This is a genomic window from Galbibacter pacificus, assembly GCF_029603165.1.
Taxonomy (GTDB): Bacteria; Bacteroidota; Bacteroidia; order Flavobacteriales; family Flavobacteriaceae; genus Galbibacter; species Galbibacter pacificus.
Genome location: NZ_JAQSVC010000001.1, coordinates 761,178 through 787,568 on the forward strand (window position 1 = coordinate 761,178; position 26,391 = coordinate 787,568).

A 26,391-nucleotide genomic window follows, 5' to 3' on the forward strand; every position below is an offset into this window, starting at 1 on the left:
TTAAGAAATAACTAACTCCTAACCCTTAATCCCTTTTCACTTATACCTTAATTCATTAATTCCCCATCAATCAATCAAAATTTCTAAAATGGTAATTGCAGCATCGCTTATTTTTGTTCCCGGTCCAAATACGGCTATGGCGCCGGCATCAAATAAAAATTGATAATCTTGTTGGGGAACAACGCCCCCCACAATTACCATGATGTCGTCCCGGCCATAATTCTTCAACGATTCAATTACTTGCGGGACCAGTGTTTTATGTCCGCCCGCCAATGAAGAAACCCCCAGAATGTGCACATCATTTTCCACCGCTTGTTTTGCCGCTTCCTGCGGGGTTTGGAATAGCGGACCAATATCCACGTCAAAACCAACATCTGCATACCCTGTAGCCACTACTTTGGCACCCCGGTCGTGACCGTCTTGCCCCATTTTGGCGATAAGTATGCGCGGCCTTCTTCCGTCTTGTTCGGCAAAACGATTGGCTAATTCCTTGGCTTTTTCAAAACTCTTGTCGTTTTTCACTTCTTTGGCGTAAACCCCGCTAAACGATTGTACCTTGGCTTTATACCGACCATAAACTGCTTCTAAAGCAGAAGAAATTTCGCCCAGCGTTGCCCGGTGTTTAGCGGCTTCTACGGCTAAAGCTAATAAATTTCCTTCGTTTGACTTGGCTGCTTGGGTTAATTTTTTCAACGAAGCCATAACGGTTTCTTTATTTCTGGACTTTTTAATAGTATCCAAGCGTTCCACCTGCTGTTTGCGTACCATTTGGTTGTCTACTTCCAGAATTTGCAAGGGATCTTCTTTTTTCAGTTTGTAGTTGTTAACACCAACAATAATATCCTGTGTACTGTCTATCCGGGCCTGTTTTTTGGCGGCGGCCTGTTCGATTCTCATTTTCGGTACTCCGGCTTCAATTGCTTTTGTCATTCCCCCCAATTCTTCAACTTCTTCAATAAGTTTCCATGCCTTTTCTGCTATCTCATTGGTAAGGCTTTCCACGTAATAACTTCCGGCCCAAGGATCTACGGTTTTGGTAATCAAAGTTTCTTCTTGTAAATATAATTGCGTATTTCTTGCTATTCTTGCCGAAAAGTCGGTTGGCAGTGCAATGGCTTCATCCAGGGCGTTTGTGTGGAGCGATTGTGTTCCGCCAAAAACAGCGGCAGAAGCCTCTATGCAGGTGCGTGCAACATTGTTAAATGGATCTTGCTCTGTTAGGCTCCATCCACTTGTTTGGCAATGTGTTCTTAACGATAGGGATTTTTGGTTTTTGGGGTTGAACTGTTTTACCAGCTTTGCCCAAAGCATTCTTCCGGCCCGCATTTTGGCTATTTCCATAAAATGGTTCATGCCAATTGCCCAGAAGAAAGATAAGCGCGGGGCAAAACGGTCAATGTCCATGCCAGTAGCCAATCCGGTTTTTATGTATTCCAGACCGTCGGCTAGGGTATAGGCAAGTTCAATATCGGCAGTGGCACCTGCTTCCTGCATATGGTAACCGGAAATGCTAATGCTGTTGAATTTTGGCATGTGCTTGCTGGTAAACTCAAAAATATCGGCAATAATTTTCATGGAAGGAGCAGGGGGGTAGATATAAGTATTACGAACCATAAACTCCTTTAGAATATCATTTTGAATGGTTCCCGACAATGTATTTAAAGGTACGCCCTGTTCTTCGGCGGCTACAATATAAAACGCCATAATGGGAAGTACGGCCCCGTTCATGGTCATGGAAACCGACATTTTTTCAAGGGGAATGTGGTCGAAAAGAATTTTCATGTCCTCTACCGAATCGATGGCAACCCCGGCTTTACCCACATCGCCAACCACACGTTCATGGTCGGAATCGTAACCACGGTGCGTGGCCAGGTCGAAAGCTACCGAGAGCCCCTTTTGTCCGGCGGCAAGATTTCGCCTGTAAAAAGCATTGCTGTCTTCGGCGGTTGAAAAGCCTGCATATTGCCTAATGGTCCATGGTTTTTGTACGTACATGGTGCTGTACGGCCCCCTTAAATATGGCGGGAACCCGGCAGCAAAATTGAGATGACCTAAATTTTCGGTGTCTGCTTTTGTATAAACCGGTTTTATGTTAATGCCTTCCGCGGTTTTGTATAAAGCTCCGGGCTCTGCTTTTTTTTGGACGTTTCTTTTTTTTAGACGTATGTGTTGCAGTTCCTTCCGTTTCATTTGCTTTCTGTTTTTAAGCGTTGCTGTTCTGATGTTTCTGCAATCCGTTGTTCGATTATAGGTGCGATAAGCGTTTTTCTAACTTCGGTCTTTACAAAGGGGTACAATTCCAATTGGTCTTGCATTTGGTCTTCTTCGTTTTGGTATTTATTGGTCCCGACCAGTATTTTTTGTCCGGCATCAAAGGCCTGTTGTTCTTTTAAGGCATTCTCTTTTATTTTTTTCTGAATTACATGATCCTTCAACTGTTGCAGAAAACCGCCTCCCGATTCTATTTGCTTGAACAATGTTAATGCTTTTTCTGCCATTTCATCAGTAATAGATTCCATGTAATAAGATCCATCGGAAGGGTTACGAACCTTGTCGAAATAGCTTTCGTGTTTTAAAATAAGCAACTGGTTTCGCGCAATCCGACCGGCAAATTCGTTGTTTTTATGATAAATGGCATCATATAAAAGTGTACAAATGGTATTGGAGCCCCCGATAATGGCGCTCATGTATTCCGTAGTGGTACGGAGCATGTTAACATTATAGTCGTAAAGTGTTTTGTTGCGCTTGGTAGGAATACAATAAACATGGGCTTCATGGTGATTGTTGTATGCTTCTGCAACCGTGCCCCATAATAGGCGTAGCGCTTTTAGTTTGGCAATTTCAAAAAAATAATTACTTCCTACACTGGTTAAAAAGCAGGGTTTGAAAGCCTTTCCGTCAAGTATGTTTAAATATTCATTAGCATGTGCCATTGCGTAGGCCAATTGTTGGACCATGTTTGCACCCGCATTTTGGTACAATGATGTATTTATGGCAACGTTTGTTATAATTTGCGGACACGAGCTGGCCAATGTATGTATTTCCTCAAAGGCTTTCATATCATCCTTTAAACTATTATACCAGTTCCCCGTTTGTGCCAAATGGCCAATAATGTCTATATGAAGATGGAGCTTGGCCTCTTTATCAGAAAAAAAAGCAATAATATCTCTTACATATGAAGCCGATAAAAATTGAGGCTCAAGGTGCAACTTAATCGATTTAAAAGGAAAATCCTTAAAAAGTGCCGAAAAATCGGTGGTATTGTCCGGTAATATAAAATGAAGGCTTCCCGTTCCTTTTTGTATGTTGCGCAAGGCTTTGGCATTGGCTCCTGCTTCTTGGGTTACATATATTTTCTCGCAAATGTTCCACTTTGGGTTAACGGAAATTTGAGGTTCCTTACCATTGGTAGCACAGTAAAAAGGTTTTATGTTGATGTCTTCGGGAGTTCTGGTAAGCAATGTTTCATTGTAATCGGCACCATCCAGTTCGACCTGAATTTTTTGTTTCCACTGTTTTTCAGGTACTCCGGGGAAGTCGCTAAAAAGTGAATTTTGCATATTGATTAGTTTTTATCGCCTTGGGCGATATGTTTTTAAGTTTTCTTTTCAATGCCCCGCAGGTTTATATTGCGGTAGTTTACTTAGATTTCAAATAGCATGGAGAAATTGATTGGCGGGCCTTAAAATTAATTTTGCTCCAAGCTGTCTTCATATTCAATAAGATAGATTTCTTCATCTTCTTTTTTAAGGTAATATTGCTCCCGCGCAAACTTTTCAAGGTCCTGTTTGCTGTTTAATTTTTTTAAGGTAGCCTTGTCTTTTTCAATGGCTTCTTTTAAATGGATTTTTTGCTCCTGTAATTTTTTTATTTCATTATTGAGTTCCCGGTGCGTAAACCACCAAGAGTTGGTATCGAAAAAAAGCATCCAAATAACAAATACGGTAAGTACCAGCACGTAAATATTGCTGAAAAACCTAAACCATCTCGAATTTCGTATCTCTTTAAGTGTCATAATTACAACAGGCGTTCATTTATAATGGTGCGTACAATATCAACGGCAACGGTATTGTATCTATTGTTCGGGATAATAATATCTGCAAATTCCTTGGTAGGCTCAATAAATTGCTGGTGCATGGGCTTGAGCGTATTTTGGTAGCGCAGCAATACTTCTTCAACATCCCTGCCACGTTCTGAAATATCCCTTTTAATCCTTCTTATCAACCGTTCGTCTGAATCTGCATGAACAAATATCTTGATATCGAACAATTCCCGTAGTCTAGGGTTTGTCAATATTAAAATACCTTCCACGATCATTACTTTCCGCGGATGTGTAAGAATGGTATCCTGTGTACGATTGTGCTTTACAAAAGAATATATGGGCTGTTCAATGACCTGATTGTTCTTTAATGCTTTTAAGTGCTCGTACAGAAGGTCAAAATCGATGGCCCTTGGATGATCGAAATTTATTTTGGTACGTTCTTCATAATTAAGGTGCGAAGTGTCGTTGTAATAAGAATCTTGAGAAATCACCCCGACCTCGTTCTCCGGAAGTTCGTTGACTATTTGGTTTACTACCGTTGTTTTTCCACAACCGGTCCCTCCGGCAATCCCTATGATGAGCATATAGTTTTATTTTTTACAAAAATAACAATTTTAAGGGTTTTTTGTTTTAAAAGTTACAAAGGCTCAGAGATTCAAAGCTTCAATTACTTCGATCCCGACCAATAGCATCGGGAGAGAAGTCGGATATTGTCATGAAGAAATATGTTAACAAGCAAATAAGGAAAGGGGGGTGTAGTTCAGAGTTTCATGTTTTGGTCATTGTTATGCTGTTATTTAGCCATGATGCTATGTTGTTGAGAGTTGAGAATTTCAAATATAGTTAATAACAATTATAAGCATGAACAAATAACGAGTCCCTGTTCAATTGTTAAAAGAAAGAAAAAGAATGCTAAAAGTATGGTAAACCTACTCATTGTTATTGTATTACGGTTATTGATTATGTAAATTTATATAGATAACAAAAAGCTTAAAAAAGATGAAAAAGAACGATATAATACAAATTTTATACGAATGTGTTGCCGCATGTAATCATTGCGCCGATGCATGTTTGGACGAAAAGATGGACATGAGCGATTGTATAAGACTCGACAGGGTCTGTGCAACTACGTGCAATGCCCTTGCAGAAGTTTTATCGACCAATTTTAAAGATACTTCAGGGTTGATTAATTTCTGCTTTTTTGTGTGCCAGCAATGCGAGGAAGAATGCAGCAAACACGAGATGAACCATTGCCGTGAATGCGCAAGAATATGTAAAAAATGCGCAGAATCTTGTCAGGAATACCTACAAGAAGTAAAAGTAGCATAATTAACCTTAAATGTAAGACAATGCCAAATCCGAGAATTAAAGATGAAGACAAGTACGAGGCCCTGCGCGATAAGGGATACAGCAAGCAAAAAGCAGCGCGGATAGCCAATACGCCAAACTCTGGAAAAAAAGGGGGAAAAGCAAAGAAATATGAAGACTGGACCAAAGACAATTTGTACGATCAGGCTAAAAAAGTAGGAATTTCCGGGCGGTCCAAAATGAGCAAGAAAGAGCTTATACATGCTTTGCGTAATAATTAATTGGCAAATACAATACCTATTATTTTGATATAATGATACTTTAAACAATGGGTAAATAATTTTAACGGCCACAACTATGAAAGCATCATATCATTTGTACGGGAACAGGGATGAATCGTACATTAAATTTTTAAACAAAACGCTTGCTTCACTAAAAAAAGACGAATATACAGAGGAGTGCAGGAAACAATTAAAATTCTTAATCGATATCTACCAGCTTAATGCAAAGCTTCAAAATGCGAACAACCGTTTTACCAAGAAATATTGCGCCTATTGCATTGAAGAAACAGAACGGTTTATACAAAATTTTCAAGCTTCGGCAAAAATGAAAAGAGTGGTGTGGATGCTAAAGAAGTTAATAAAAAACTGCGAAAACGTCATCGGGGCATCAACCGTGATACAATTAGAAGAAAAACAAGCTTATAAAGTTTAGATAAAAAGTTGGTTGATAGTTTTTTGAGCCAGATGCTTTCTGGAAACGTAGATTTTTCTACCTTGTACCACCAAAACATTAAACAAAAAACCGACTAACTAAAACCGTGTACTACCTTTACCTTTATAAGAAATATCTTCTTTTTACGCTGTTATTTATAGGCCTTATTGGTTTTTCTCAAGAAAGAAAAAGCACCACCAAAAAATGGCTGGATACCGTTTCTATTCCCGGGTTAAGGTGCAATGCTTATTTAAATAAAGCCCATGAATATTATGAGCTAAGGGACTTTCCTGTCTTCAAGGTATACAACGACTCTACGCTACTTGTGGCACAATATTACAATTTAAAAGAAGTTCAGGTCAAGGCTTTGATAAACCTTGGTATTTATTATGATATAGTTGATGAATACGAAAATTCCCTCTCGCTTTACCATAAAGCATTGACCGTGTGCGATTCCCTTCCGGAAAAAGAGAAGACCAAAATATCCATTTTAGTAAATATAGGTAACGTATACAACAACATCGGGTCTTACCAAAAAGCAATTAAGGCCATGGAAGAAGTATTGGTTTTATCTGAACTTTATAATGTTTCGGGAATCTCCAAAGTGGCCGCATACAATATTTTGAGCAATGCATATTCTAAATTGGGCGAAGAAGAAAAGGCCATTGATTATTTAATGAAGATGAAAAATCTAGGGGAGAAGCTACAAAATCACGAGATTGTACTTACTGCGCTGGACAACATTGCCAATGCTTATTACAAACAGGGAAAATATGATGAGGTTATAAAAACCGAAACAGCTGCGGCACAATACAGCAATGCCCATCAACCGGGCAATAAAAGGGCCATTACCATGTTAAACCTTGGAATGGCTTATGTGAAAAAGAAAAATGCACAAAAGGCCATCCAGTATCTTTCTGAAGCACTGGAAATAGCCACGGCCCAAAACGACAAGGAAGTTCAAAAGGTATGTCATTTGCACCTTGGAAGGGCATACGAACTGAAAGGGGAATACCAAAAATCTTTAAAAGAGCAGGAAATGTACGCACATTTAAGCGAAAGTTCTTTAAAAGATATTGCCGCCGCCGGGAAGCTCGATGTTAAATATGAGGCCGGACAGGAAAAGAAAATTATAGAAAATCAACTTGAAACAGCTGCATCATCCAACAGGAACAAAGAAAAGTTGATAATTGGGAGCGGCACGGCTATTGTTTTTTTGGGTGGAATGCTTTTTTTCTTTATCCGTAAGAAAAGAAAGGTAGAAAAGGAACGGTTACGTTTTAAACAAAATTTCGATATTCTTTTTGATGAAAACAAAGCCTTGAAAACCAAAATGAAGGAACTTGCCGAAAAATACCGGGAAAGAAATGAAGAAGTACAAAAAACCATAAAAAGAGGGCCTCAATACAAAAATTCATCTTTAACGCAGCAAGATCGCAAGCGGTATATGAATGGTATTCTGGACCATATGGAAAAAGAAAAGCCGTATCTGGATTTTGACATCAGCCAATCCGATTTGGCAACAAAACTAAAAATGAGCACGCATCACTTATCTGAAGTATTGAACTTTTGTTTTGAACAGAATTTTTACAACTTCATTAATATTTATCGGGTAAACGAAGCACAAAAACTCATGCGGGATATCCGCTATAAAGATTACAAGGTTCTGGCTATTGGTTACGAGGCCGGATTTAAAAGCAAAACGTCTTTCAACCGGGTTTTTAAAAACCATACCGGACTCACACCTTCTCAATTCCGAAAAGAAAATAACTTCGAAGACGCATAATCAATACAAGGGGATCGAAATAGGCACTTAGGACTAAATTACTGGTGTCATTCGTTCGGATGGCACATTTTTACAATGAGGCTTCTCTAATATTGTACCGTTCCATAATACTGCCTTGGGCGGGTTTTGGAATCCTAAACAAAGTACAATGAAAAGAATATTGTTTTTAATGGCCCTGTCCATTTTATTGGTTTTAACTATTTTATTGGCCATGTCTACCTTTCTGGTTTCGTGTAACCGGGAGAACAAACTTCAGTTCGATTTAAGCAAATTGCCACAAAAGTGGGTGAAACTTACCAAAAATGAAGGTAATTTGGTGATTTTCAATCCGTGTAACGCTGCCAATACAATGTTGTCTATCCATAAAAATGAAAATGGGTACCGGCTTGTAATCGATGAAGGGCACAAAACTTTCGAACTAAAGGTTGTGGAAGCCATGAAAGTGGCCGACACTCTTTTTTTAAGGGCCAAATGGAATTGGTCGGAATCCGAAAAATTGCAGGATATCCGGTTTGTATGGAGCGATGAAGAAAATGGAATTGGGCATTGGGTCACAGTGTATTCCGGGGGCTTCACTACAGATTTTCCTTATGTAGCTTCTTATAAAAAAGATAGTTTTTCCATTGTAAACGAACCTTGCGAGGCCTGCTGGGGCATAGCATGCGATGAAGTCCTTGCCGATAAGCAGACCGCATTACCTTAAAAAGAAGTGCCATCCGTGCGGGTGGAACGCTTTTTAGTCGGTGCTTGTTTATACTTGCGCCTTGAAAACCCTGAATCAAGTAAAAAAAAATGAAAATAAAATTGCCGATTCTCTTGGCGTTGGGCTTTTTTTTGTCGGCCAATGCACAAACAACTCCGGTTCCCGATGTAAACTTTGAACAATTCCTGATAGATGCGGGTTACGATACCAATGGCCTTAACGGAAATATTTTAAACAGCGATGCGGCTGCCGTGACCGAACTGGATTTCTCAAGAAATGATATTACCGATTTCTCCGGCTTGGAAGCTTTTGTAAATGTAGTAATGCTTAACCTTAGGGACAATCAATTTGCAACGCTTCCTTTAAATACACTTACCAAACTTAAACGCTTTTATTGCCGGGATAATAAAATTTTAGCATCACTGGATTTTTCCAAAAATGTGGCATTGCAGGTGCTCCATATCGACGAAGATGTATTTAATAGTACAGATTACGACAGGCCAATAACACAATTGGACCTTTCGGCAAACATAAACCTGGAAGACCTGCAAATATTAAAAGCGCATAATTTTAACAATATAGTCTTTCCCGTAACCTCTACTCTAAGGTCGATAGAACTCGAAGATTTGATTTTAGAAAACATCGATATTTCTCAATTAAACGGCTTGGAAGAGTTTGATCTGTCATACAACAAAGGTTCAACCAACTTAACAATGCCCAATGAAAAAGAAGTACTTAAAAGTTTTACCATTCAGGGCATAAATGTAACAAGTTTTAATGGGCTCCTTGTTGATTATACAGCTTTGGAAGAATTGAATTTGTGGTATACGGGAATACAAAGCCTTGAATTGCCCCATACAGAAACGTTTGCCAAACTTGTTATCTCAAATCACGATTTAATTGCTCCAATGTCTTTTGATATGGTCCCGAACCTAAAACACTTACAGATTTCTGATGCGCAAACGGCTCCATTGATCATAGACATTACAAAAAACCCGAAGTTGCAGCTTTTGTCTTTGCGCAATAACAGAATGACATCGCTTGATGTAACACAAAACACCGAACTTACTTCCATATACGTTAACCGAAACGATTTATCAACACTAGACTTAACACAAAATACAAAAGTAAATTGGCTGAGCGTAGAAAGTAATAATTTAACCACGTTGGACATTAGCAATTGTATAACGCTGGAGAAATTGGAAGCAGGTTGGAACGAATTGGATAATGATATTCTACAGCAGTATTTCGAGATAAGAAAAAATGACGGCGGATTGGGAAATAACAATTGGGTAGAGGTAAATGGCAACAATCTTTCGGGTAAAGTACCAGACTTTACGGAATTGGTAGTTACAGGGCAAACACAAAGCTTTTCATTGGATTTTTCGAGCAATGCTTTTGAATTTGGGGATTTTGAAGAGCAACATGCCGACTATCTTCAAATGAGAACAGACGGTTTAATAGCTTCTTATTCATACAGATATGCGCCACAGGCAAAGGTCGATACCGAAGAAACCATAACGGCCAATGCCGGGGAAACCATAACATTGACCACCACCGTGAGCGGAAAGCAAAACCATTACAAATGGTTTAAAGACGGGATGGCCATTCCCAATGCTCCGGATTCTCCAAATTTAGAATTAGAAAATCTAAGTGCTTGCGATGAAGCTGAATATTATTGTGAGATTACCAGCGATTTGGTCCCTTTTGAAAATGCCGATCCACCCGGTAGGAACAGCAAGAATTTGTTGTTGGAACGTAATATAATTACTGTATCGGTAAATGGTGCTGGTCCAATGGTATGTGTAAACTTATCTTCTCCAATAAATGGAGCCACAAATGTACCTATAGATGCTGAAATAAAATGGACAGAAACCGAAGGTGCTTGTGGTTATATTCTAAGGGTAGGAAGTACTTCGGGAGGCGTAGATATTGTGAGCGATTTAGATGTGGGGAAGGTTAATCGTTATGAATTTGATGATGATTTCCCTTTTGGAGCAGAAGTTTTTGTAAACATTATTCCATATAACAACGATGGGAATCTTAATGGATGTATTGAAGAGTCTTTTACGATCATAGATGTTCCCGATTGTACTTCCTTGCTTCAACCGTTGGACAATGCCACGGGCGTATCGGTAAGCACGGGTCTGGAATGGCAGTCGGTCGCCACGGCCACGGGCTACCGCCTATCTGTCGGGACTTTTTCAGGTGGAACGGATTTGGTGGCTGATGAAGATGTCGGCAATGTAACTTCGTTTGTTTTTACGGAAGAGCTTCCCGAGGAAACGACCGTTTACGTAAGCGTTACGCCGTACAACTCGGCGGGCGATGCAGAGGGCTGTTCGGAAAGCGTTTTCACGACCGAAAAACTGGTTGAAATCCCTGATTGCACATCATTGCTTCAACCGTTGGACAATGCCACGGGCGTATCGGTAAGCACGGGTCTGGAATGGCAGTCGGTCGCCACGGCCACGGGCTACCGCCTTTCTGTCGGGACTTTTTCAGGTGGAACGGATTTGGTGGCTAATGAAGATGTTGGCAACACAACTTCGTATGTTTTTACGGAAGAACTTCCCGAGGAAACGACCGTTTACATAAGCGTTACGCCGTACAACTCGGCGGGCGATGCAGAGGGCTGTTCGGAAAGCGTTTTCACGACTGAAAAACTGATTGAAATCCCCGATTGTACTTCCTTGCTTCAACCGTTGGACAACGCCACGGACGTATCGGTAAGCACGGGTCTGGAATGGCAATCTGTCGCCACGGCCACGGGCTACCGCCTTTCTGTCGGGACTTTTTCAGGTGGAACGGATTTGGTGGCTGATGAAGATGTCGGCAATGTGACTTCGTATGTTTTTACTGAAGAGCTTCCCGAGGAAACGACCGTTTACGTAAGCATTACGCCGTACAACTCGGCCGGCGATACGCAGGGCTGTTCGGAAAGCGTTTTCACGACCGAAAAACTGGTTGAAATCCCCGATTGTACTTCCTTGCTTCAACCGTTGGACAATGCCACGGACGTATCGATAAACACAAGTTTGGAATGGCAATCGGTCGCCACGGCCACGGGCTACCGCCTTTCTGTCGGGACTTTTTCAGGCGGAACGGATTTGGTGGCTGATGAAGATGTCGGCAATGTGACTTCGTATGTTTTTACTGAAGAGCTTCCCGAGGAAACGACCGTTTACGTAAGCATTACGCCGTACAACTCGGCCGGCGATGCAGAGGGCTGTTCGGAAAGCGTTTTTACGACCGAAAAACTGATTGAAATCCCCGATTGTACTTCCTTGCTTCAACCGTTGGACAATGCCACGGACGTATCGGTAAGTACGGGTCTGGAATGGCAATCGGTCGCCACGGCCACGGGTTACCGCCTTTCTGTCGGGACGACTTCCGCAGGAAATGACCTGATCGATAATCTGGACGTTGGCAATGTGACTTCGTATGTTTTTACGGAAGAACTTCCGAAAGACACTCAACTATATGTAAGAGTGGTTCCGTATAATCAATCTGGATCCGCTTCGGGATGCAATGAATATAGTTTTAGTACAATTGCGTCACATTCAATCAGCAATAAAACCAAATATGGAATTTCACCCAATGGGGACGGGATTAATGATTATTGGGAAATCCCCGGAATAGAAGCATATCCCGATAATACGGTTGCGGTATACAACCGATGGGGCGATAAGGTTTTTGAGGTAAACGGTTATGATAACCAAAACCAAGTTTTTAGGGGAACCGCAAACAGGTTGGGAAGTTTGGGAGCCAATAAACTTCCTGACGGCACTTATTTTTATTCAATTACCACCAATCAATCTAACATGCAAGGATTTATTGTGCTAAAAAATTAATATGAAACAGTTAAAAATTATAATATTTTCAATTCTTTTTATTGCAATTATGCCCATTACGGCACAGCAAACACCTACATATTCAGACTATATGTATAATGCATTGCTAATTAATCCGGCACATGCAGGTTTGTATACAGAAACTGAAATCGTTATGACGAACCAAGGGATGGGAAATTCTATTGAGGGAAGTCCGAGAACTTTTACAGGAACGTTTAATTCGTCTATAAACCGTGGAAAAATGGGATTTGGTGGCGGTATTTTAAACGATGAAATAGGAGTTACACAAGCAACGCAGGTTTTCGCATCGTATGCCTATAAAATACGCCTGGGACACGATTACGATCAGCCAAGATGGTTTCAGGCAAATCCGCAGGTGATTTCTTTTGGAATAACGGCCGGGTTTTTATCGTACCGCGAAAATTTATTGGAACTGGGGCTACAGGACGATCCAAATTTTGATGAAAATATCAACGTAAATATTCCAACCATTGGCGTTGGCTTTTTATACAACCGACGGGATGTTTACTTTGGTATTTCTGCACCGAATGTACTGGGAAATACATTGGCCTCAGATAAAAGTATTAATCTTCAGAGTCCGTATTATGCTTATTTTGGATATCGGTTTTACGGAAATATTTTGGAAGATTATATGATAAAACCCAATGCACTCCTTAAATATGAAGAAGGGGTACCCATGCAATTGGATATAAACCTTTTGGTGAGTTATAGGAACAAAGTTGAAATTGGAGCAGGGTACAGGACCACTTCCATGTTTAATTTTTTGGCAGGATTTTACCTGCTCAATAATTTTAGGATTATTTATTCCTACAACTATAGAATATCAAATTCGCCCCTTACCAATACACATGGACTGTCTTTAAGTTACCGTTTTGGTAAGGGGTATAATAATAGTTGAAAGTAGGAATATATTTTTGAGATTTCCAACTTGAGCATTTATTTTATAATAACGAAAAGCAGTTGTCGCAATCGCCCCTTTTTATTGATGGTTCTTGCATCTTCTATATTGAAAATTTCTTATTAATTTTATACTGAAACAATTCCGGTATAAATCTATACAGGTTTTTGTTTAAACTAAATTGATTATTAACCAACTTTAAAATTTAATAAGATGAAAAAAATCATTCTTTTTATTTTGTCCCTTTTGTTTGGGCTTATGTTTATTAATGCGGGCCTAGATAAGTTTTTACATTACATGCCAATGCCCGAAGAGATGCCCGAGAACCTCTTGAAAGATATGCAGGCCATGATGGAAATTTCCTGGCTTTTGCCATTAGTTGCCATAGCGGAGATTGTGGGCGGAATATTAATTATTATTCCAAGAACAAGAGCTTTGGGCGCATTGATTATCTTCCCGGTAATGGTAGGTATTTTACTGGTAAACACAACAGTTGTAGTGGATAGCAGTGGTTTAGTTACAACACTTGTATTATTTGCCATTTTACTTTGGATACTTTACGAAAACCGTCATAAATATAAGCCTTTGATGGACTAGCTGAAAAATAATTAAAGTACGATTTATGAAAAAAAATGGTTCGTATACCAAAAGAAGCATAGGAGTTAAAAGGCTCCTTGCTTTTTTTTGCATTTTTATCTTTGTCATTCTATTAGCTGCATGCGGAGCCAAAAAAGGTTTTGGTTGTATAGACACTTCTGCAATAACCGATGGACCTTGTACCATGGAATATGCCCCAGTTTGTGGTTGCGATGGAAAAACCTATAGCAATCCATGCCAGGCCAAAAATAGCGGTGTAACCTCATGGGACCAAGGTGCTTGTGAAATTGGTAAATAGCAATGGTAACAATTGAAACTTTCGGGGAAGATATAGATATTACCACACCCAAACGGATGATGAAGTATGTGTTAATATGGTGTTCTTCTGGAAATGCAATTGTTGTAGTAGACGATAAGGAATTAAAACTTGAACCACATGCTGTTATAACCATTACTTCTGGGCAGGTACATTATTTTAAGAATGCCCATAATGCCAAAGGTTATATTTTGGAATTTACCTTGGATTATTTCTGTAAAGATGATAATGATATAGAACTCGTTTTTCAAAATGGACTCTTTTGTCACTTTGCCATGAATGAAGTAATAACGATAGAAAATTTCAAGTTTTTGGAGGAACAATTACGAAAAATTGAAGACGAGTTAAAACAAAAACCTTATCAATATCTTATTTCTGTTCATTCTAGAATCGAGTTGGTTTTAATTGAAATAAACCGTTCGAAAATAAAACAAGGGAATGAAATCTGGAAACCCGATGCCTTGTTCCTGAAATTCCTGGAACTGGTGCGTGCTAATTTTGAGGAGCAATATTCCATAAGCAAATATGCTCAATTGCTGGAAACTACAGAGTCTAAGCTCAATGAGCAGTCAAAATTATTTACCGGAAAAACTGCACAAAATGTTATTTACGGACTTATAGCTTCCGAGGCAAAACGGCTTCTTACCTACGAAAAGTTAATTGTAAAGGAAGTAGCTTTTAATTTAGGGTTCTCCGACCCGTTTTATTTTTCAAATTTCTTTAAAAGGTATGTTGGAATGTCACCAAAAGCTTATCAAACCCAATATGCAATTGTAAACTGAAAAAGTACATGCTTTTCTGGAAATTGTCTATGTTCTCACGTTCTGTGGCTCCATACATTTGTGATGTAATAAAAAAATAGAAAGTCATGAAAGTTACCGTTAAAAATTCAATTGTAAAAAGCAGTTCGCTAGCATGGAAACCTTTGGTCGAAAAGGGCATTTTATATCAGGGGGTATATGTAAAATCGTTAAAATATGATGAAAAAGCCAAACGTTCCCCGTCAATTTTATTAAAGTTCGAGGCAGGGGCTTCTTATCCATACCACAACCATCCGGGTGGCGAAGACATTTTTGTGCTAAAAGGAAGTTGTAAAGTCAACGATGAACACATGGGGGCGGGCGATTTTTTGCATACGCCAATACATTGCAAGCACGGTGTAAGCTCAGCTAAAGGTTGCGAATTGCTCCTTAACATTCCACAAGAAGTAGAAATACTATAAAAGCACTTAAAAAAGTTAACCGCAATTAGTCGGCCATTCCCTCTTTATTGTATTTGTTACGATATTCAATGGGGGTCAGGCCGGCTATTTTTTTAAATACGTTCCTAAAAGCCTTGCTGTCAGAATATCCCACATCGTACATAACTTCAGAGATATTTTTTCTACTCGATTCAAAACTCCGCTTTGCAGCTTCCACCTTTACCCTTTGCAGGTATTCTATTACCGTATTATCGGTTGCCTGTTTAAAGCGCCTTTCAAAGCTCCTTCGGCTAATGGCCACCATTTTGGCCAAATCGTCAACCGTAATTTTCTCTTGGAAATTTTGTTCTATGTATTCTTGTGCTTTCTTTATTTCTTCGTCATTGTGGTCTTTTTGGCCTTTAAACATCATAAAAGCAGCCTGGCTGTTTCTATCGATGTCAATGGCAAAATATTTAGAGGCCAGAATGGCGGTATCCCTATCGGTATATTTTTCCAGCAGATAAAGTAACAGGTTAAAATAAGAGTTGGCCCCACCGCTGGAATATATTCCAGATTCTTCGGTAATAATGCTTCCGTCCATAATTTCAACTTCGGGAAAACTTTCCTTAAACTCATCATAATAGGCCCAGTGGGTAGAGCATTTTTTTCCGTTGAGCAACCCGGTGGCGGCCAATAAAAAAGCACCCACACAAAGCGATGCAATTTCGGCACCATTTTTATAGTGGTTTACTATCCATGGAATAGCGGTGTCGTTTTGCGCAATGGCCGTTTTCATGTCTCCAAATAATGGAGGTATAATAATAAGGTCGGCTTTATTTGCTTCATCAAAAAGCATATCGGGCTGTACGGAAAACATCCCGTTGTTAAATTTCACCTCTTTAGTGCTCCCCACCAAGCTAACATTAAACAAGGCTTCCTTTCCATTGGCCTGTAAAAACTGATTGGCACCAGAAAAAATATACCGTGGGGAGGCAATGGTTTCTATGACCGCCGACTCTGGAACGAGGATAAAAACTTTTTTCATAATCCAAAGATAATGAAATGATGTGGCGCAATCAACCCTTATAAATGCCGTAATTATGCCCTTGATATGTGCGCAATTATTTAAAAATTTGTATCAGAACCATTAAAAAAGAAAATTATGAAACAGATAACGGTAAAAAGCAAGGTAAATGCCCCGGTGGGTAAGGTATGGAACTTATGGTCTACCCCAGAACATATTGTAAAATGGAATACCCCTGCGGAAGATTGGCACACGACCCGGGCAGAAAACGACCTTAGGTCAGGAGGCAAATTTTTGTCAAGGATGGAAGCCAAAGACGGAAGTTTTGGTTTTGATTTTGCCGGAACCTATAATGAGGTAATACCCAATAAGCACATAGCCTATACCATAACAGATGGCCGAAAAGTAACGGTAGACTTTCAAGAAGAAAATAATGAAACGTTAATCGAAACCGTATTTGAAGCAGAAAACCAAAACAGTTTGGAGCAGCAGCGCGATGGCTGGCAGGCCATAATGGATAATTTTAAAAAGTATGCCGAAAAACATTTAGTTTAAATCAATATAAACTGAAAGTAAATAAGGTAAGTCCAATTAAATAAAAACAGATAGCCATGTCATTTCAATCATATTTAAATAATATTCAAACAAAAACAGGTAAAACACCTTCCGATTTTTGTGCGTTGGCCCAAGAAAAGGAATTTACCAAAAATGGCATCATCAAAAAAGAAATAAAAGCCACCCAAATTACCAATTGGTTGAAAGAAGATTACCAACTTGGACACGGGCATGCAATGGCTATTTATGCCTATTTAAAAGGTAAAAGGGAATAAAAAGTTTGTAAAAAGCAAAAACAAATTTTTCTGAATTCTTTTACTATGAACCAAATCATTACATACTTTACATTTAACGGAAATTGCAGGGAAGCCATGGAGTTTTATAAAAATTGCCTTGGAGGGGAATTAAATATACAGACCATTGGCGATTCTCCCGAGGCCTATAAATTCCCCAAAAACATACAAGAGCTTGTATTGCAGGCTTCCCTAAAGTTGGGCGCCATAAAACTAATGGGTACAGATATGAACGATGATGAGCTGGTAAAAGGAAACGCTGTTTCCATATTATTAGACTGTTCCAGTGAATCTCAGGCCAATAAATATTATAAAAATTTAAAAAAAGGCGGTATTTCTTCACATCCAATCAAAAAAACATATTTAGGAGATACTTTTGGCGGGCTCACCGATAAATATGGACATCATTGGCTGCTTTATTGCAGGAAGGTAAATAACCGGTAAAAATAAAAGTAAAGAAGTTATATCCTTGTTCATTTGCAGTCCATTTCTAGTTTTTTATTTAATATACAGATATTATTGGGTACTTTTATTTTAGTTTGTACACTGTTGCGATGGGTAATATAAATGTGGGGGTCCAGACGCCCCCCTATTTTTAGAAGGGGCTTTGTAATGGACCGAATTGTGGAAGGTGTTAAAATAGGGGCCATGTATGTTGATATTGACAATGGAACATCTCTCCGGACGTAGAGGTAGAGCTTGAAAAAGTAATAATTGAGGGGGTAACCTTACAGACCTTAAAGGTCGACGTACGCTTGCTTATCGATAGTATGGCAAGCGTTTTTTACCTGAAGCGGTCGGGGAACCGGACCAGACGATTATCGATTGTGTCATTGACAAATGGGGAGCGAGTTTATTGTCATGGAGGAGAAAGCTTGGGAGGTAACAAATGCAGGAATAATCGGTTGAACAGTCATATTTACTTAGGTTAATTTTGAAAAGGTTTATGAACTTCTTTTAAGTTAAGAATCTTAAGATGAAATAATAGGGGGGATATTTTAATTTATAAATGATTAAATTTGACAGAAACCCTAATTGAATGAGCAGATTTTATCTTTTTCTACTACTTATTTCTTATGTTTCTCCAATAAATGCACAACAAAGTATTCAACTGGAACCTATACTTAAAAATCGATCATCTGCTGATAGGATTCGAAATATAAATCGGTACATAATAAAAAAGATTGAAGAAACTGACGGCAACGACAATAAGCAAAAGGAGTTGGAAACTATATTGAAAATAGCCACTTCATTAGCCTATAAATATAAAGATGAGCCCTTTTTAAAAGAATTAAATTTTATAAAACTTACTCCATTTACTTTTATTGAGACCGATTCTCGAAACAGGATTCAGGGATACGAAAAAGTACTTGAAAATGATAAATTCAAAGAAAATTCTTTATACAGGGCAATCTGCCTCCACCAAATAGGACAAAATCAATTTGTATTGGAACGGTACGGATGGGCATTTGAAAACTCCTTAAACGCCCAGAAAATATTCAAAAAAATTGGATATGAGAATGTACCAAATATAGGTAAATATTTGCATGACCTAGCTTTGGATTATTATTATTTTAGGAATTATAAAAAGGCCATCGAAGCGATGAAAACTTCAATAACATTGCCAAAGTTTAATAACAATCTTGATATACAGCGCTACAATACCTTAGGAATGTCATATTTGAAAATAAATAAATTGGACAGTGCTAAATTTTATTTAAACATGGCATACAAAAGAGCTGAAATTTATCATGATTCTGTATGGATGGGCATTAGTTCAGGGAATATTGGAGAGGTTTATTTATTGGAAGGGAATAAAGAAAAGTCCGTAATGTACTTTAGAAAAAATTATAATCTCAACAGAAATACCTATCAGCATATAGAAATATCCAGAGAAGCGTGTTCAGACCTTGCAAAAGGTTATTTGGCAACTGATTCGCTTGAAAAGGCATATAATTATATTACCTTAACTGAAAATTATTTCAATAAAAATAACTCCTTTGAATTTGGTGAGCAACAACAATATGAAGTAGCAAAAAAAGATTACTATCACAATTTTTATCAATATTATAATAAAACGAAAGATTACCAAAAAGCACTTTTATATAGGGATAGCCTTCAAGAAGTGGAAAAAATAATTAACTCTAAATACAAGACGGCACTGGTTAAAATGTCTCAAGATAAACTGCTAATACAGGAGAATCAGGCCAAATTAAATTTACAAAAAGAGGAGCAGGCAAAGCTTAGGTTGCGTTCAGGAATATATATTTTAATCGTTTCCTTGCTAGCGGCTTTTGGTTTTTTACTCTATTACATAACAAACACCAGGAGAAAAAAGGAGCGACAGATATCATTGCAAAAACATAAAATAAAGGAGTTGGCCTACCAAAATACTCAAAATGAACTATCGTTAGCAGTAAATAAATTAAATAACCTTACAGAAAAAGTAAAAGAAAAAAACGAACTTATTCAGCAATTGCAGCAAAAAGATAAGGGAAGGCAGGATATGCAACTGTTAAATGAATTGAAAAGCAGTATTATCCTGACCGATGAAAACTGGAAAGAATATCAAGAAATATTTGAACAGGTTTATCCAAATTTTATCCATAGACTCAAACAACAGACCCCGCAATTAAGCCCAGCTGAGTTACGCTGTTTGTGTTTAGAAAAATTACAGTTGTTTAATAAAGAAATGGCTGCTGTTTTGGGGGTTTCTGCAAATACCGTCATGGTAACAAAACACCGTATTCGAAAAAAATTACAATTAAAAACACAGGACGAACTACAGCAATGGGTCATGGCCTTATGACTTCAAATACAATAAATTGGCTTGAGTATATAAAATTATACGTTGGTTAATTTGTTTATTTATTAATAATCTAAACGATTCATGGAGGCAATTGTAATGTTTTTGTAATGCGTGATTTTCTTCTTTTTATATAGTGATTTCTACCTTTAGCGCTAACCTTTGGTTAGCCAATCAAATCTATAAGCTGAAAATATGAAGAGAGTTTTACTTTTAGCACTTTGTAGTGTCACTTTTTTTTACATAGAAGTTGGTTTTTCGCAATCCTGTATGGATTCCCAGGTTCATTTTTATGGACCAATTTTAGGTTATAACAAAACCTTCTCGATTAACTTTGAGATGGACAGCGAATTATTGCTACAATCATTTGTTCCCGCAGGCGGGAGCTTAGGAGAAAATCCGGGTCAGATTACTACCAATGTAACCTATGAAAGTAGTAACACATCGGTAGCGGTTATTAGCGTAAAGGCATCACAATATTACATCAAAATCAAAGGGATTGGGACGAGCATTATAAAATCTCATTATAATGATGACCCTGTAGATTGTAGCATTGCTTTTACGCTAAAAGTAGTTTCTCCGGTAATAACTCCAAGTTCGGGAAACATTCTTTATGTTAATAAAAATGTTAGTGGAGGAAACCAAAGTGGCAATAGTTGGAACAATGCTATTCACGAACTCAGTGATGCCCTAAGTTGGGTTAGGTCAAATTGGGATGTTGACTTAGATGGTAATTTGGAAATATGGGTAGCACAAGGATTATATATGCCAGTTACACCTACCGATCTTAATAATGTAACTGATAACGAACGAAAAAAATCGTTTTCAATGAGAAAAGGGGTGGCTATCTATGGTGGGCTTTCTGGAACGGAAAGCACAAGTTTTAATATGGACACAAGAGATTGGCAGGCGCATCCTACGATTTTGAGTGGGGATATAGATAGAAATGATAGTACGGATGGCAATGGAGTACTTACATCTTATGAAGATATTTCTGGAGTTAATAGTTATAGGATATTTGATAATTCCAGTTTAGATACTTCGGCCATATTAGATGGTTTTATCATTACAGGGGGAAATGCTAACGGAGCGCTTACAGAAAATGAAATTACAAACGGTGGCGGGATGTATAACGGACAAAGTTCCCCGACTTTAAAAAATCTGATATTTTCTGGTAATTCGGCAATACTTTACGGAGGTGCAATGATAAATAGTAATGTTGTTGTAGCAGGGGTTTCTAGTAATCCCATAATAAATAATGTTATGTTTACGGGAAATCATGCTGGAGAGTCTGGAGGAGCAATATGGAACGATATAGGAAATCATCCCAGTTTGGTAAACGCCACTTTTTCCAACAACCTTGCAGACCATTCAGGAGGTGCAATATACAACAGTGATGGTAGTCATCCTACAATACATAATTCACTTTTTAAAAACAATATATCAATTATTGGTGGTGCTATGGCAAACATGGGCAATCTAGGCCTAGATAATTCATTGCCTAGTGCATCACCAACCATTCTTAATTCTGTTTTTTCTGGTAATATGGCCATAAGTGATGGAGGAGGAGGAGCCATCTACAACCTTGGAATTATGTCCCCAACAATAGTAAACTGTACATTTACAAAGAATGTTGCAGAAGAAGAAGGGGGAGCTATTTATAATTTGTTGTCGTCTCCTTTGATAAAAAACTCCATTATTTGGGATAATGAGGCATTAGGGAGTACATCTATTCCGCCGGCATCGGTATATACCAATAGCGGGGGGCATAAAACTTTTTTTTCAAACAGCATTATTGCCAATTTTGGGGGGAGTAGCACCTGGGACGATGCAATGGGAATCGATGGAGGCAATAATATAGACATAGATCCAGAATTCGTAGATACTGTTCCTGGAACTACAGAATACTTGTTCTTAAAAAAATATAGTCCGGCAGTTAATAAGGGAAGTAACCAAGCTTATATCGATGCTGGTGGAAACCCGACGACTGATGTCGATTTGGCGGGAAAACAACGCCTCTATAACGGGTCTTCTACGAACGATATTATCGATATGGGCGCTTATGAGCTCCATACAGATCCTGTTCCATTTGTTAAAAATGTTTTTTCCTCAGAAGCAATAACGGTAGCATATGGGACTGCTTTAACCGAAATAAACAACCTTCCCACAGAGGCAACAGCTATATTAAACAATGAAAACGAGGTTATTGTTTCGCTAGACAGAAATACAGCTAATTGGACATTGTTGACACCTTCAGGAGGTGTATTTAATGCTGAAGTTGCAGGAACATATGTATTCAACGTACCACTAATTCTTCCAGAGGAAGGAGATATTCCATATTTTGCCAATCCTGATGAAATAAGTGCACAAGTAACCATTAAGGTATTAAAAGGTTCCCCCGAGCTTACAGTTTTATGGAATGGAATAAACATCGATTTAAATAAAGGACTTTTGTTAACCTATGGGGATCAAGGAACGTTAACAATAGAAAGTAGCAACCCTAATGGGAGTTTTAGTTATACTTTAGAGGGTGATGCTTCTAATATTTTGAATTTAAATGACTTGAAATCTGTATTCGCTCAGCAGGTGGGGAATGGTATTTTAACTATTGAACAAGAAGCTACCGAAAATTTTGAAGAAATCACAAAACAAATTGATATAATAGTAGAACAAAAGCAAATTACTATTCTTACAGAATCAGACCAAGGGAAAACTTATGGTTCACCAGATCCGGAGCATTATGGTTTTGTGCTTGATAGCGGAAGTTTCTTGGCCGAAGGTGATGGCCTAACAGACATTGTTTCCGAAAGCAGACGAGAAATGGGCGAAAATGTGGGGAATTATAATATCAAATTGGAATTAAATGGCGTAAAGGCATCTAATTATAATATTACGTTTCAAGAAGACAATGATGCATTTGTCATTTCCCCTAAGTTGGTGACTATAGTAGCCGATTATCAGAAAAAAAAGTATGGCGCATCCGATCCCGAACTTACTTATACAGCAAGCCCAAGTTTAATTGGCAACGATAATTTTGAAGGAGTACTGGCAAGGGAAAAAGGAGAAGCTGTAGGCACATATAGCATTGATCAAGGAAGTTTAAAACTAAGTAATAATTATACAATCAATTATTCATCGGGTACTTTAGAAATTACAAAGGCGCCCTTAACTATAACTGCTGAAAATACATCAAAGGTCTTTGGAGAGGCCGATCCAGAATTGACCTATAAGGTTATGGGTTTTGTAAATGGAGACGGTACAAGTATTATAACAGGAAAATTATCTCGAGAAACCGGGGAAAATGCAGGTACCTATCCAATAACCCTTGGAAATTTAAATGCAGGGAAGAGCTATGATATATATTTTGAAGCTTCAAGTTTAGAAGTTGTCAAGGCTGATCAAAACATCGTCTGGAATCAGCAATTAAGCTTTGGTTGTGGGAGTGGGTCGCAGGTTTCATTGACGGCTTCGGCCAATAGCGGGCTGCCTATAAGCTATGTTGTTTCAAATAACTCTATTGCTGAAGTGTCTGGCAATGTTTTAACCCATAAACGGTCTGGAGCTGCAACAATAATGGCCATGCAGTCTGGAGATAAAAACCATAACCCTGCTACTTCAATTCAAAAAACATTATTGATAAGCCAGGGAGGGCTTATACGTCAGCACTGGGACGATGTTTTGATGTTCGACAACAGTAACGGAAACTTTGTAGGTTACCAATGGTATAAAAATGGTACCGCCGTTCTTGGGGCTACCCAACAGTATTACTCCGAAAATACTGCCTTGAATGGTAGCTATTACGTAGAGGCTTTTACCGAAAGCGGAGAAGTAATCACCTCTTGCCCCTTGGAATTATCAAGAGAAAGTGTCAGCAGAAGGGCAACCGTAATACCAAATCCTGTTATGGCTGGATCGGAATTTGTTCTTGATGGCAATTTTGAAGAACCATTGCTCAATGGGGCCAGTATTAACATTATTGACTTTAATGGAAGGGTCCTGCAAACGGTTCCTGCCATGGGCTCCCAGACACGGCTTACGGCACCTATGCAAACGGGCATCTATGTGGTATTGCTCAGTCTTTCCAACGGAGAAAGGAAAACGGTAAACCTTTTAGTAAAATAAAAAGCACATAGCATTATCAATCAATAACATATGAAAATAAGAATAGTAACAAGCCTGTTTTTAATATGGATGCTATCTGGACAGGCTCAGGAAATTATGTTTAAATTGGATGGAGGTACCTCCGGGATAGCTTATAACAGTTCGATGGGAAATGGTACATTGGGCTTTGGCGGTGGTATAGGGGTAGGATACACCTATTTTTTTAATAATCATTGGGGACTCCAAACCGGAATAGAGGCCAGGTACAATAGCAATACATTTGAATTGTATGACAACCAACAGATTGTAACCAATGAGATAGACGACCAAGGCTCCGCTTTCGAGTATAGGGTAAATACAAGCAAGTATAGAGAAGATCAACATTTTTATAGTTTTGGTATTCCCGTAATGTTACAGTACCGAGGTGCAATTTCAGATAAAACGGGATTTTATGTCGGGTTTGGAGGTAAAGTACTGTTTCCTACAAAGCAGCAGGTGGCGGCTAGCGCCAAAGATTTAGAGTTAAGTAGTTACTATCCGGATCTTAATCTAGAGATAGACGATCTTCCCGTTCATGGATTTGGTAATACCAACGATTGGGAAAATCATGTGGAAGTTTCCTTAAAAACATCTGTGCTGTTAAGCATAGAAGGGGGGCTGATTTTTAAGCTAAAAGAACACCTAAAATTATATACGGGCATTTATATAGATTATGGGCTTACGGATTTACAAGACGAGAATCCAACGCAGAACCTAGTGGACTATAGCCCTAATGGACTGGAAATGGTAACTGCAAATGGAGTGATGGCAGCAGAAGGAATTGTAGAAAGCAGCAAGTATCTTTCGGTAGGGATACAGGTTAAACTAGGTTTTCGGTTAGGAAAAAAAAATGCATTACAAGCAGAAAAAACAGAAGTGGTTACCATAGAAGAGCCTATGGAAACAAAAGTTTTGGTCCCCAAAGTGGTTGAAAAAAATCATGAAGAAAATATAATAGAGCCAACACTTACCGCTTCAGAGGTTGCTTATATGGAAAAACCGTTGGTTTTTGGAAATATTGACCAGATAGAAATACCGGAACAATTAACCGAAAGGTTAAAAACCATTGCCAGACTAGCAAACAAAAATAAGGAATCAAAACTCTATATTACCGGTTATACTTGTGACTTGGGAAGTGAATCAATAAATAAAAAAATCGGGATGAAACGTGCCAGATCGGTAGCAGCTTATTTAGAAACACAAGGAATTTCCCGTGACCGTATGAAAGTAGAGTCCAAAGGAGAGGCTGAACCACTGTTCCCTAATATAACACATAAAAACAGGGAGAAAAACAGAAGGGTTTCAATAGAAGTTGTGAGCGAAAATTAAAATAATAAAAAACGCCATCACTTATTGGCTATGTGATGACGTTTTTTATAAGTCGGGATGACTGGATTCGAACCAGCGACCACACGCACCCCATGCGTGTACGCTACCAGACTGCGCCACATCCCGTTTGTTGTGAGAGCAAAAATAAAAAGATAAACCAAATATCAATAGTTTTTAAAAGGAATAATTAACTTTTTTCTAGAAGATTTTTAATAACATGAAGGTAAGTGTAAGTAAATGAGAGAAATGGAACCTAAAATGTTTTAATGCCTTACTTATATGGGTCTCTACGGTCCTTACCGAAATATTGAGCTCTTGGGCAATTTCAAGGTTATTATAATCTTCAATTCTACTTAAATAAAAAACATTTCGGCATTTTTTTGGAAGGGTATCAAGTATTTGCAATACTTGTTTTTCAAGGTCTTGAAATTCAACGGTTGTCTTGGTATTGTTTTCCGATGGTAATTTTGCTATAACTCCTTCGTTTATACGGGTGTATTTGGCATCTCTAAGGCTGTTGGCAATTTTGTATTTAAGGGCTTTGAACAAATAAGATTCTAAATGTTGAATGTCGCTGTTTGGTGCTTTTTCCCATATGCTAACAAATATGTCCTGCACGATGTCTTCGCACAATGCCTGATCTGCAATAATTTTATAAGCATATACAAACATTTTTTTCCAATACGTATTATAAAGTTGTTTTAATGCCCAATGTTCCCTTTTTTGGAGCGCTTTAATTAAAAGTGAGTTTTTTGTTGGAGGTGCCATCGAGTTAGTCATTAACGAACCATAAAATTAGAACTTGAAATGCTGAATTTGGAG

23 protein-coding genes and 1 tRNA gene are annotated in these 26,391 nt (G+C 38.4%); 17 read left to right on the forward strand and 7 right to left on the reverse strand.

Features of this window, described 5'->3' with window-relative positions:
* Nucleotides 1–66 precede the first annotated feature (66 nt).
* From scpA to udk, 4 genes are all read right to left on the reverse strand, one after another.
* The gene (gene scpA / locus PSF86_RS03070; protein ID WP_277898595.1) at nucleotides 67–2,190 is read right to left on the reverse strand and encodes a methylmalonyl-CoA mutase; all 2,124 of its coding nucleotides are present in this window, start codon (nucleotides 2,188–2,190) and stop codon (nucleotides 67–69) included.
* The gene (locus tag PSF86_RS03075) at nucleotides 2,187–3,560 is read right to left on the reverse strand and encodes a methylmalonyl-CoA mutase subunit beta (RefSeq protein WP_277898596.1); all 1,374 of its coding nucleotides are present in this window, start codon (nucleotides 3,558–3,560) and stop codon (nucleotides 2,187–2,189) included. The genes scpA and PSF86_RS03075 overlap by 4 nt, the downstream gene beginning before the upstream one ends.
* Nucleotides 3,561–3,688: 128 nt before the next feature.
* Nucleotides 3,689–4,015, reverse strand: a complete 327-nt coding sequence (locus PSF86_RS03080; RefSeq protein ID WP_277898597.1) for an FtsB family cell division protein — start codon at nucleotides 4,013–4,015, stop codon at nucleotides 3,689–3,691.
* 2 nt (nucleotides 4,016–4,017) lie between these two features.
* Nucleotides 4,018–4,626 carry a uridine kinase gene (gene udk, locus PSF86_RS03085; RefSeq protein WP_277898598.1) on the reverse strand — a complete coding sequence of 203 codons (609 nt, stop codon included), beginning with the start codon at nucleotides 4,624–4,626 and terminating at the stop codon, nucleotides 4,018–4,020.
* A 415-nt stretch (nucleotides 4,627–5,041) separates the two neighbouring features.
* On the opposite strand from udk, the gene PSF86_RS03090 reads away from it, so the two are divergent.
* The 11 genes from PSF86_RS03090 (at nucleotide 5,042) to PSF86_RS03140 (ending at nucleotide 15,461) form a co-directional block, all read left to right on the forward strand.
* A complete protein-coding gene (locus tag PSF86_RS03090) occupies nucleotides 5,042–5,371 on the forward strand; it encodes a four-helix bundle copper-binding protein (protein WP_277898599.1) in 330 nt (109 codons plus the stop codon).
* A 20-nt stretch (nucleotides 5,372–5,391) separates the two neighbouring features.
* Complete coding sequence (locus PSF86_RS03095) at nucleotides 5,392–5,631, forward strand: DUF7218 family protein (RefSeq protein WP_277898600.1); 240 nt, start codon at nucleotides 5,392–5,394, stop codon at nucleotides 5,629–5,631.
* A 76-nt stretch (nucleotides 5,632–5,707) separates the two neighbouring features.
* Complete coding sequence (locus PSF86_RS03100) at nucleotides 5,708–6,064, forward strand: hypothetical protein (protein WP_277898601.1); 357 nt, start codon at nucleotides 5,708–5,710, stop codon at nucleotides 6,062–6,064.
* 106 nt (nucleotides 6,065–6,170) lie between these two features.
* Entirely contained in the window at nucleotides 6,171–7,850 is a 1,680-nt protein-coding gene (locus PSF86_RS03105; RefSeq protein WP_277898602.1) for an AraC family transcriptional regulator, read from the forward strand.
* Nucleotides 7,851–7,998: 148 nt separating this feature from the next.
* Complete coding sequence (locus tag PSF86_RS03110) at nucleotides 7,999–8,553, forward strand: hypothetical protein (RefSeq protein ID WP_277898603.1); 555 nt, start codon at nucleotides 7,999–8,001, stop codon at nucleotides 8,551–8,553.
* A gap of 89 nt (nucleotides 8,554–8,642) precedes the next feature.
* On the forward strand, nucleotides 8,643–12,407 hold the full coding sequence (locus PSF86_RS03115) for a T9SS type B sorting domain-containing protein (protein ID WP_277898604.1): 3,765 nt from the start codon (nucleotides 8,643–8,645) through the stop codon (nucleotides 12,405–12,407).
* Nucleotide 12,408: 1 nt separating this feature from the next.
* Nucleotides 12,409–13,326 (forward strand): PorP/SprF family type IX secretion system membrane protein, encoded by a 918-nt coding sequence (locus PSF86_RS03120; protein WP_277898605.1) that lies wholly within the window; start codon nucleotides 12,409–12,411, stop codon nucleotides 13,324–13,326.
* A 213-nt stretch (nucleotides 13,327–13,539) separates the two neighbouring features.
* Nucleotides 13,540–13,923, forward strand: a complete 384-nt coding sequence (locus tag PSF86_RS03125) for a DoxX family protein (RefSeq protein ID WP_277898606.1) — start codon at nucleotides 13,540–13,542, stop codon at nucleotides 13,921–13,923.
* Between the two features lie 25 nt (nucleotides 13,924–13,948).
* Nucleotides 13,949–14,221 (forward strand): Kazal-type serine protease inhibitor family protein, encoded by a 273-nt coding sequence (locus PSF86_RS03130; RefSeq protein ID WP_277898607.1) that lies wholly within the window; start codon nucleotides 13,949–13,951, stop codon nucleotides 14,219–14,221.
* A 2-nt stretch (nucleotides 14,222–14,223) separates the two neighbouring features.
* Nucleotides 14,224–15,021, forward strand: a complete 798-nt coding sequence (locus PSF86_RS03135; RefSeq protein ID WP_277898608.1) for an AraC family transcriptional regulator — start codon at nucleotides 14,224–14,226, stop codon at nucleotides 15,019–15,021.
* A gap of 86 nt (nucleotides 15,022–15,107) precedes the next feature.
* On the forward strand, nucleotides 15,108–15,461 hold the full coding sequence (locus PSF86_RS03140; RefSeq protein WP_277898609.1) for a cupin domain-containing protein: 354 nt from the start codon (nucleotides 15,108–15,110) through the stop codon (nucleotides 15,459–15,461).
* Nucleotides 15,462–15,486: 25 nt separating this feature from the next.
* On the opposite strand, the gene PSF86_RS03145 is transcribed toward PSF86_RS03140, so the two are convergent.
* Nucleotides 15,487–16,467: a GlxA family transcriptional regulator gene (locus tag PSF86_RS03145; RefSeq protein ID WP_277898610.1), complete on the reverse strand. Its 981-nt coding sequence runs from the start codon at nucleotides 16,465–16,467 to the stop codon at nucleotides 15,487–15,489.
* A 117-nt stretch (nucleotides 16,468–16,584) separates the two neighbouring features.
* Between PSF86_RS03145 and PSF86_RS03150 the strand changes: the two genes are divergently transcribed.
* The 6 genes from PSF86_RS03150 (at nucleotide 16,585) to PSF86_RS03175 (ending at nucleotide 25,569) form a co-directional block, all read left to right on the forward strand.
* Nucleotides 16,585–17,001 (forward strand): SRPBCC family protein, encoded by a 417-nt coding sequence (locus tag PSF86_RS03150; protein ID WP_277898611.1) that lies wholly within the window; start codon nucleotides 16,585–16,587, stop codon nucleotides 16,999–17,001.
* A 56-nt stretch (nucleotides 17,002–17,057) separates the two neighbouring features.
* Nucleotides 17,058–17,276 (forward strand): DUF4287 domain-containing protein, encoded by a 219-nt coding sequence (locus tag PSF86_RS03155; RefSeq protein WP_277898612.1) that lies wholly within the window; start codon nucleotides 17,058–17,060, stop codon nucleotides 17,274–17,276.
* Nucleotides 17,277–17,321: 45 nt separating this feature from the next.
* Nucleotides 17,322–17,738 carry a VOC family protein gene (locus PSF86_RS03160; protein WP_277898613.1) on the forward strand — a complete coding sequence of 139 codons (417 nt, stop codon included), beginning with the start codon at nucleotides 17,322–17,324 and terminating at the stop codon, nucleotides 17,736–17,738.
* Between the two features lie 595 nt (nucleotides 17,739–18,333).
* Nucleotides 18,334–20,103: a hypothetical protein gene (locus PSF86_RS03165; RefSeq protein ID WP_277898614.1), complete on the forward strand. Its 1,770-nt coding sequence runs from the start codon at nucleotides 18,334–18,336 to the stop codon at nucleotides 20,101–20,103.
* Nucleotides 20,104–20,295: 192 nt separating this feature from the next.
* Nucleotides 20,296–24,222 (forward strand): MBG domain-containing protein, encoded by a 3,927-nt coding sequence (locus tag PSF86_RS03170; protein WP_277898615.1) that lies wholly within the window; start codon nucleotides 20,296–20,298, stop codon nucleotides 24,220–24,222.
* Between the two features lie 30 nt (nucleotides 24,223–24,252).
* Nucleotides 24,253–25,569, forward strand: a complete 1,317-nt coding sequence (locus PSF86_RS03175) for an OmpA family protein (protein WP_277898616.1) — start codon at nucleotides 24,253–24,255, stop codon at nucleotides 25,567–25,569.
* A gap of 52 nt (nucleotides 25,570–25,621) precedes the next feature.
* Here the strand turns inward: PSF86_RS03175 and PSF86_RS03180 are convergent.
* Nucleotides 25,622–25,695: transfer RNA gene (locus PSF86_RS03180), tRNA-Pro, on the reverse strand.
* A 72-nt stretch (nucleotides 25,696–25,767) separates the two neighbouring features.
* Nucleotides 25,768–26,337, reverse strand: a complete 570-nt coding sequence (locus PSF86_RS03185) for an RNA polymerase sigma factor (protein WP_277898617.1) — start codon at nucleotides 26,335–26,337, stop codon at nucleotides 25,768–25,770.
* Between the last annotated feature and the right edge of the window lie 54 nt (nucleotides 26,338–26,391).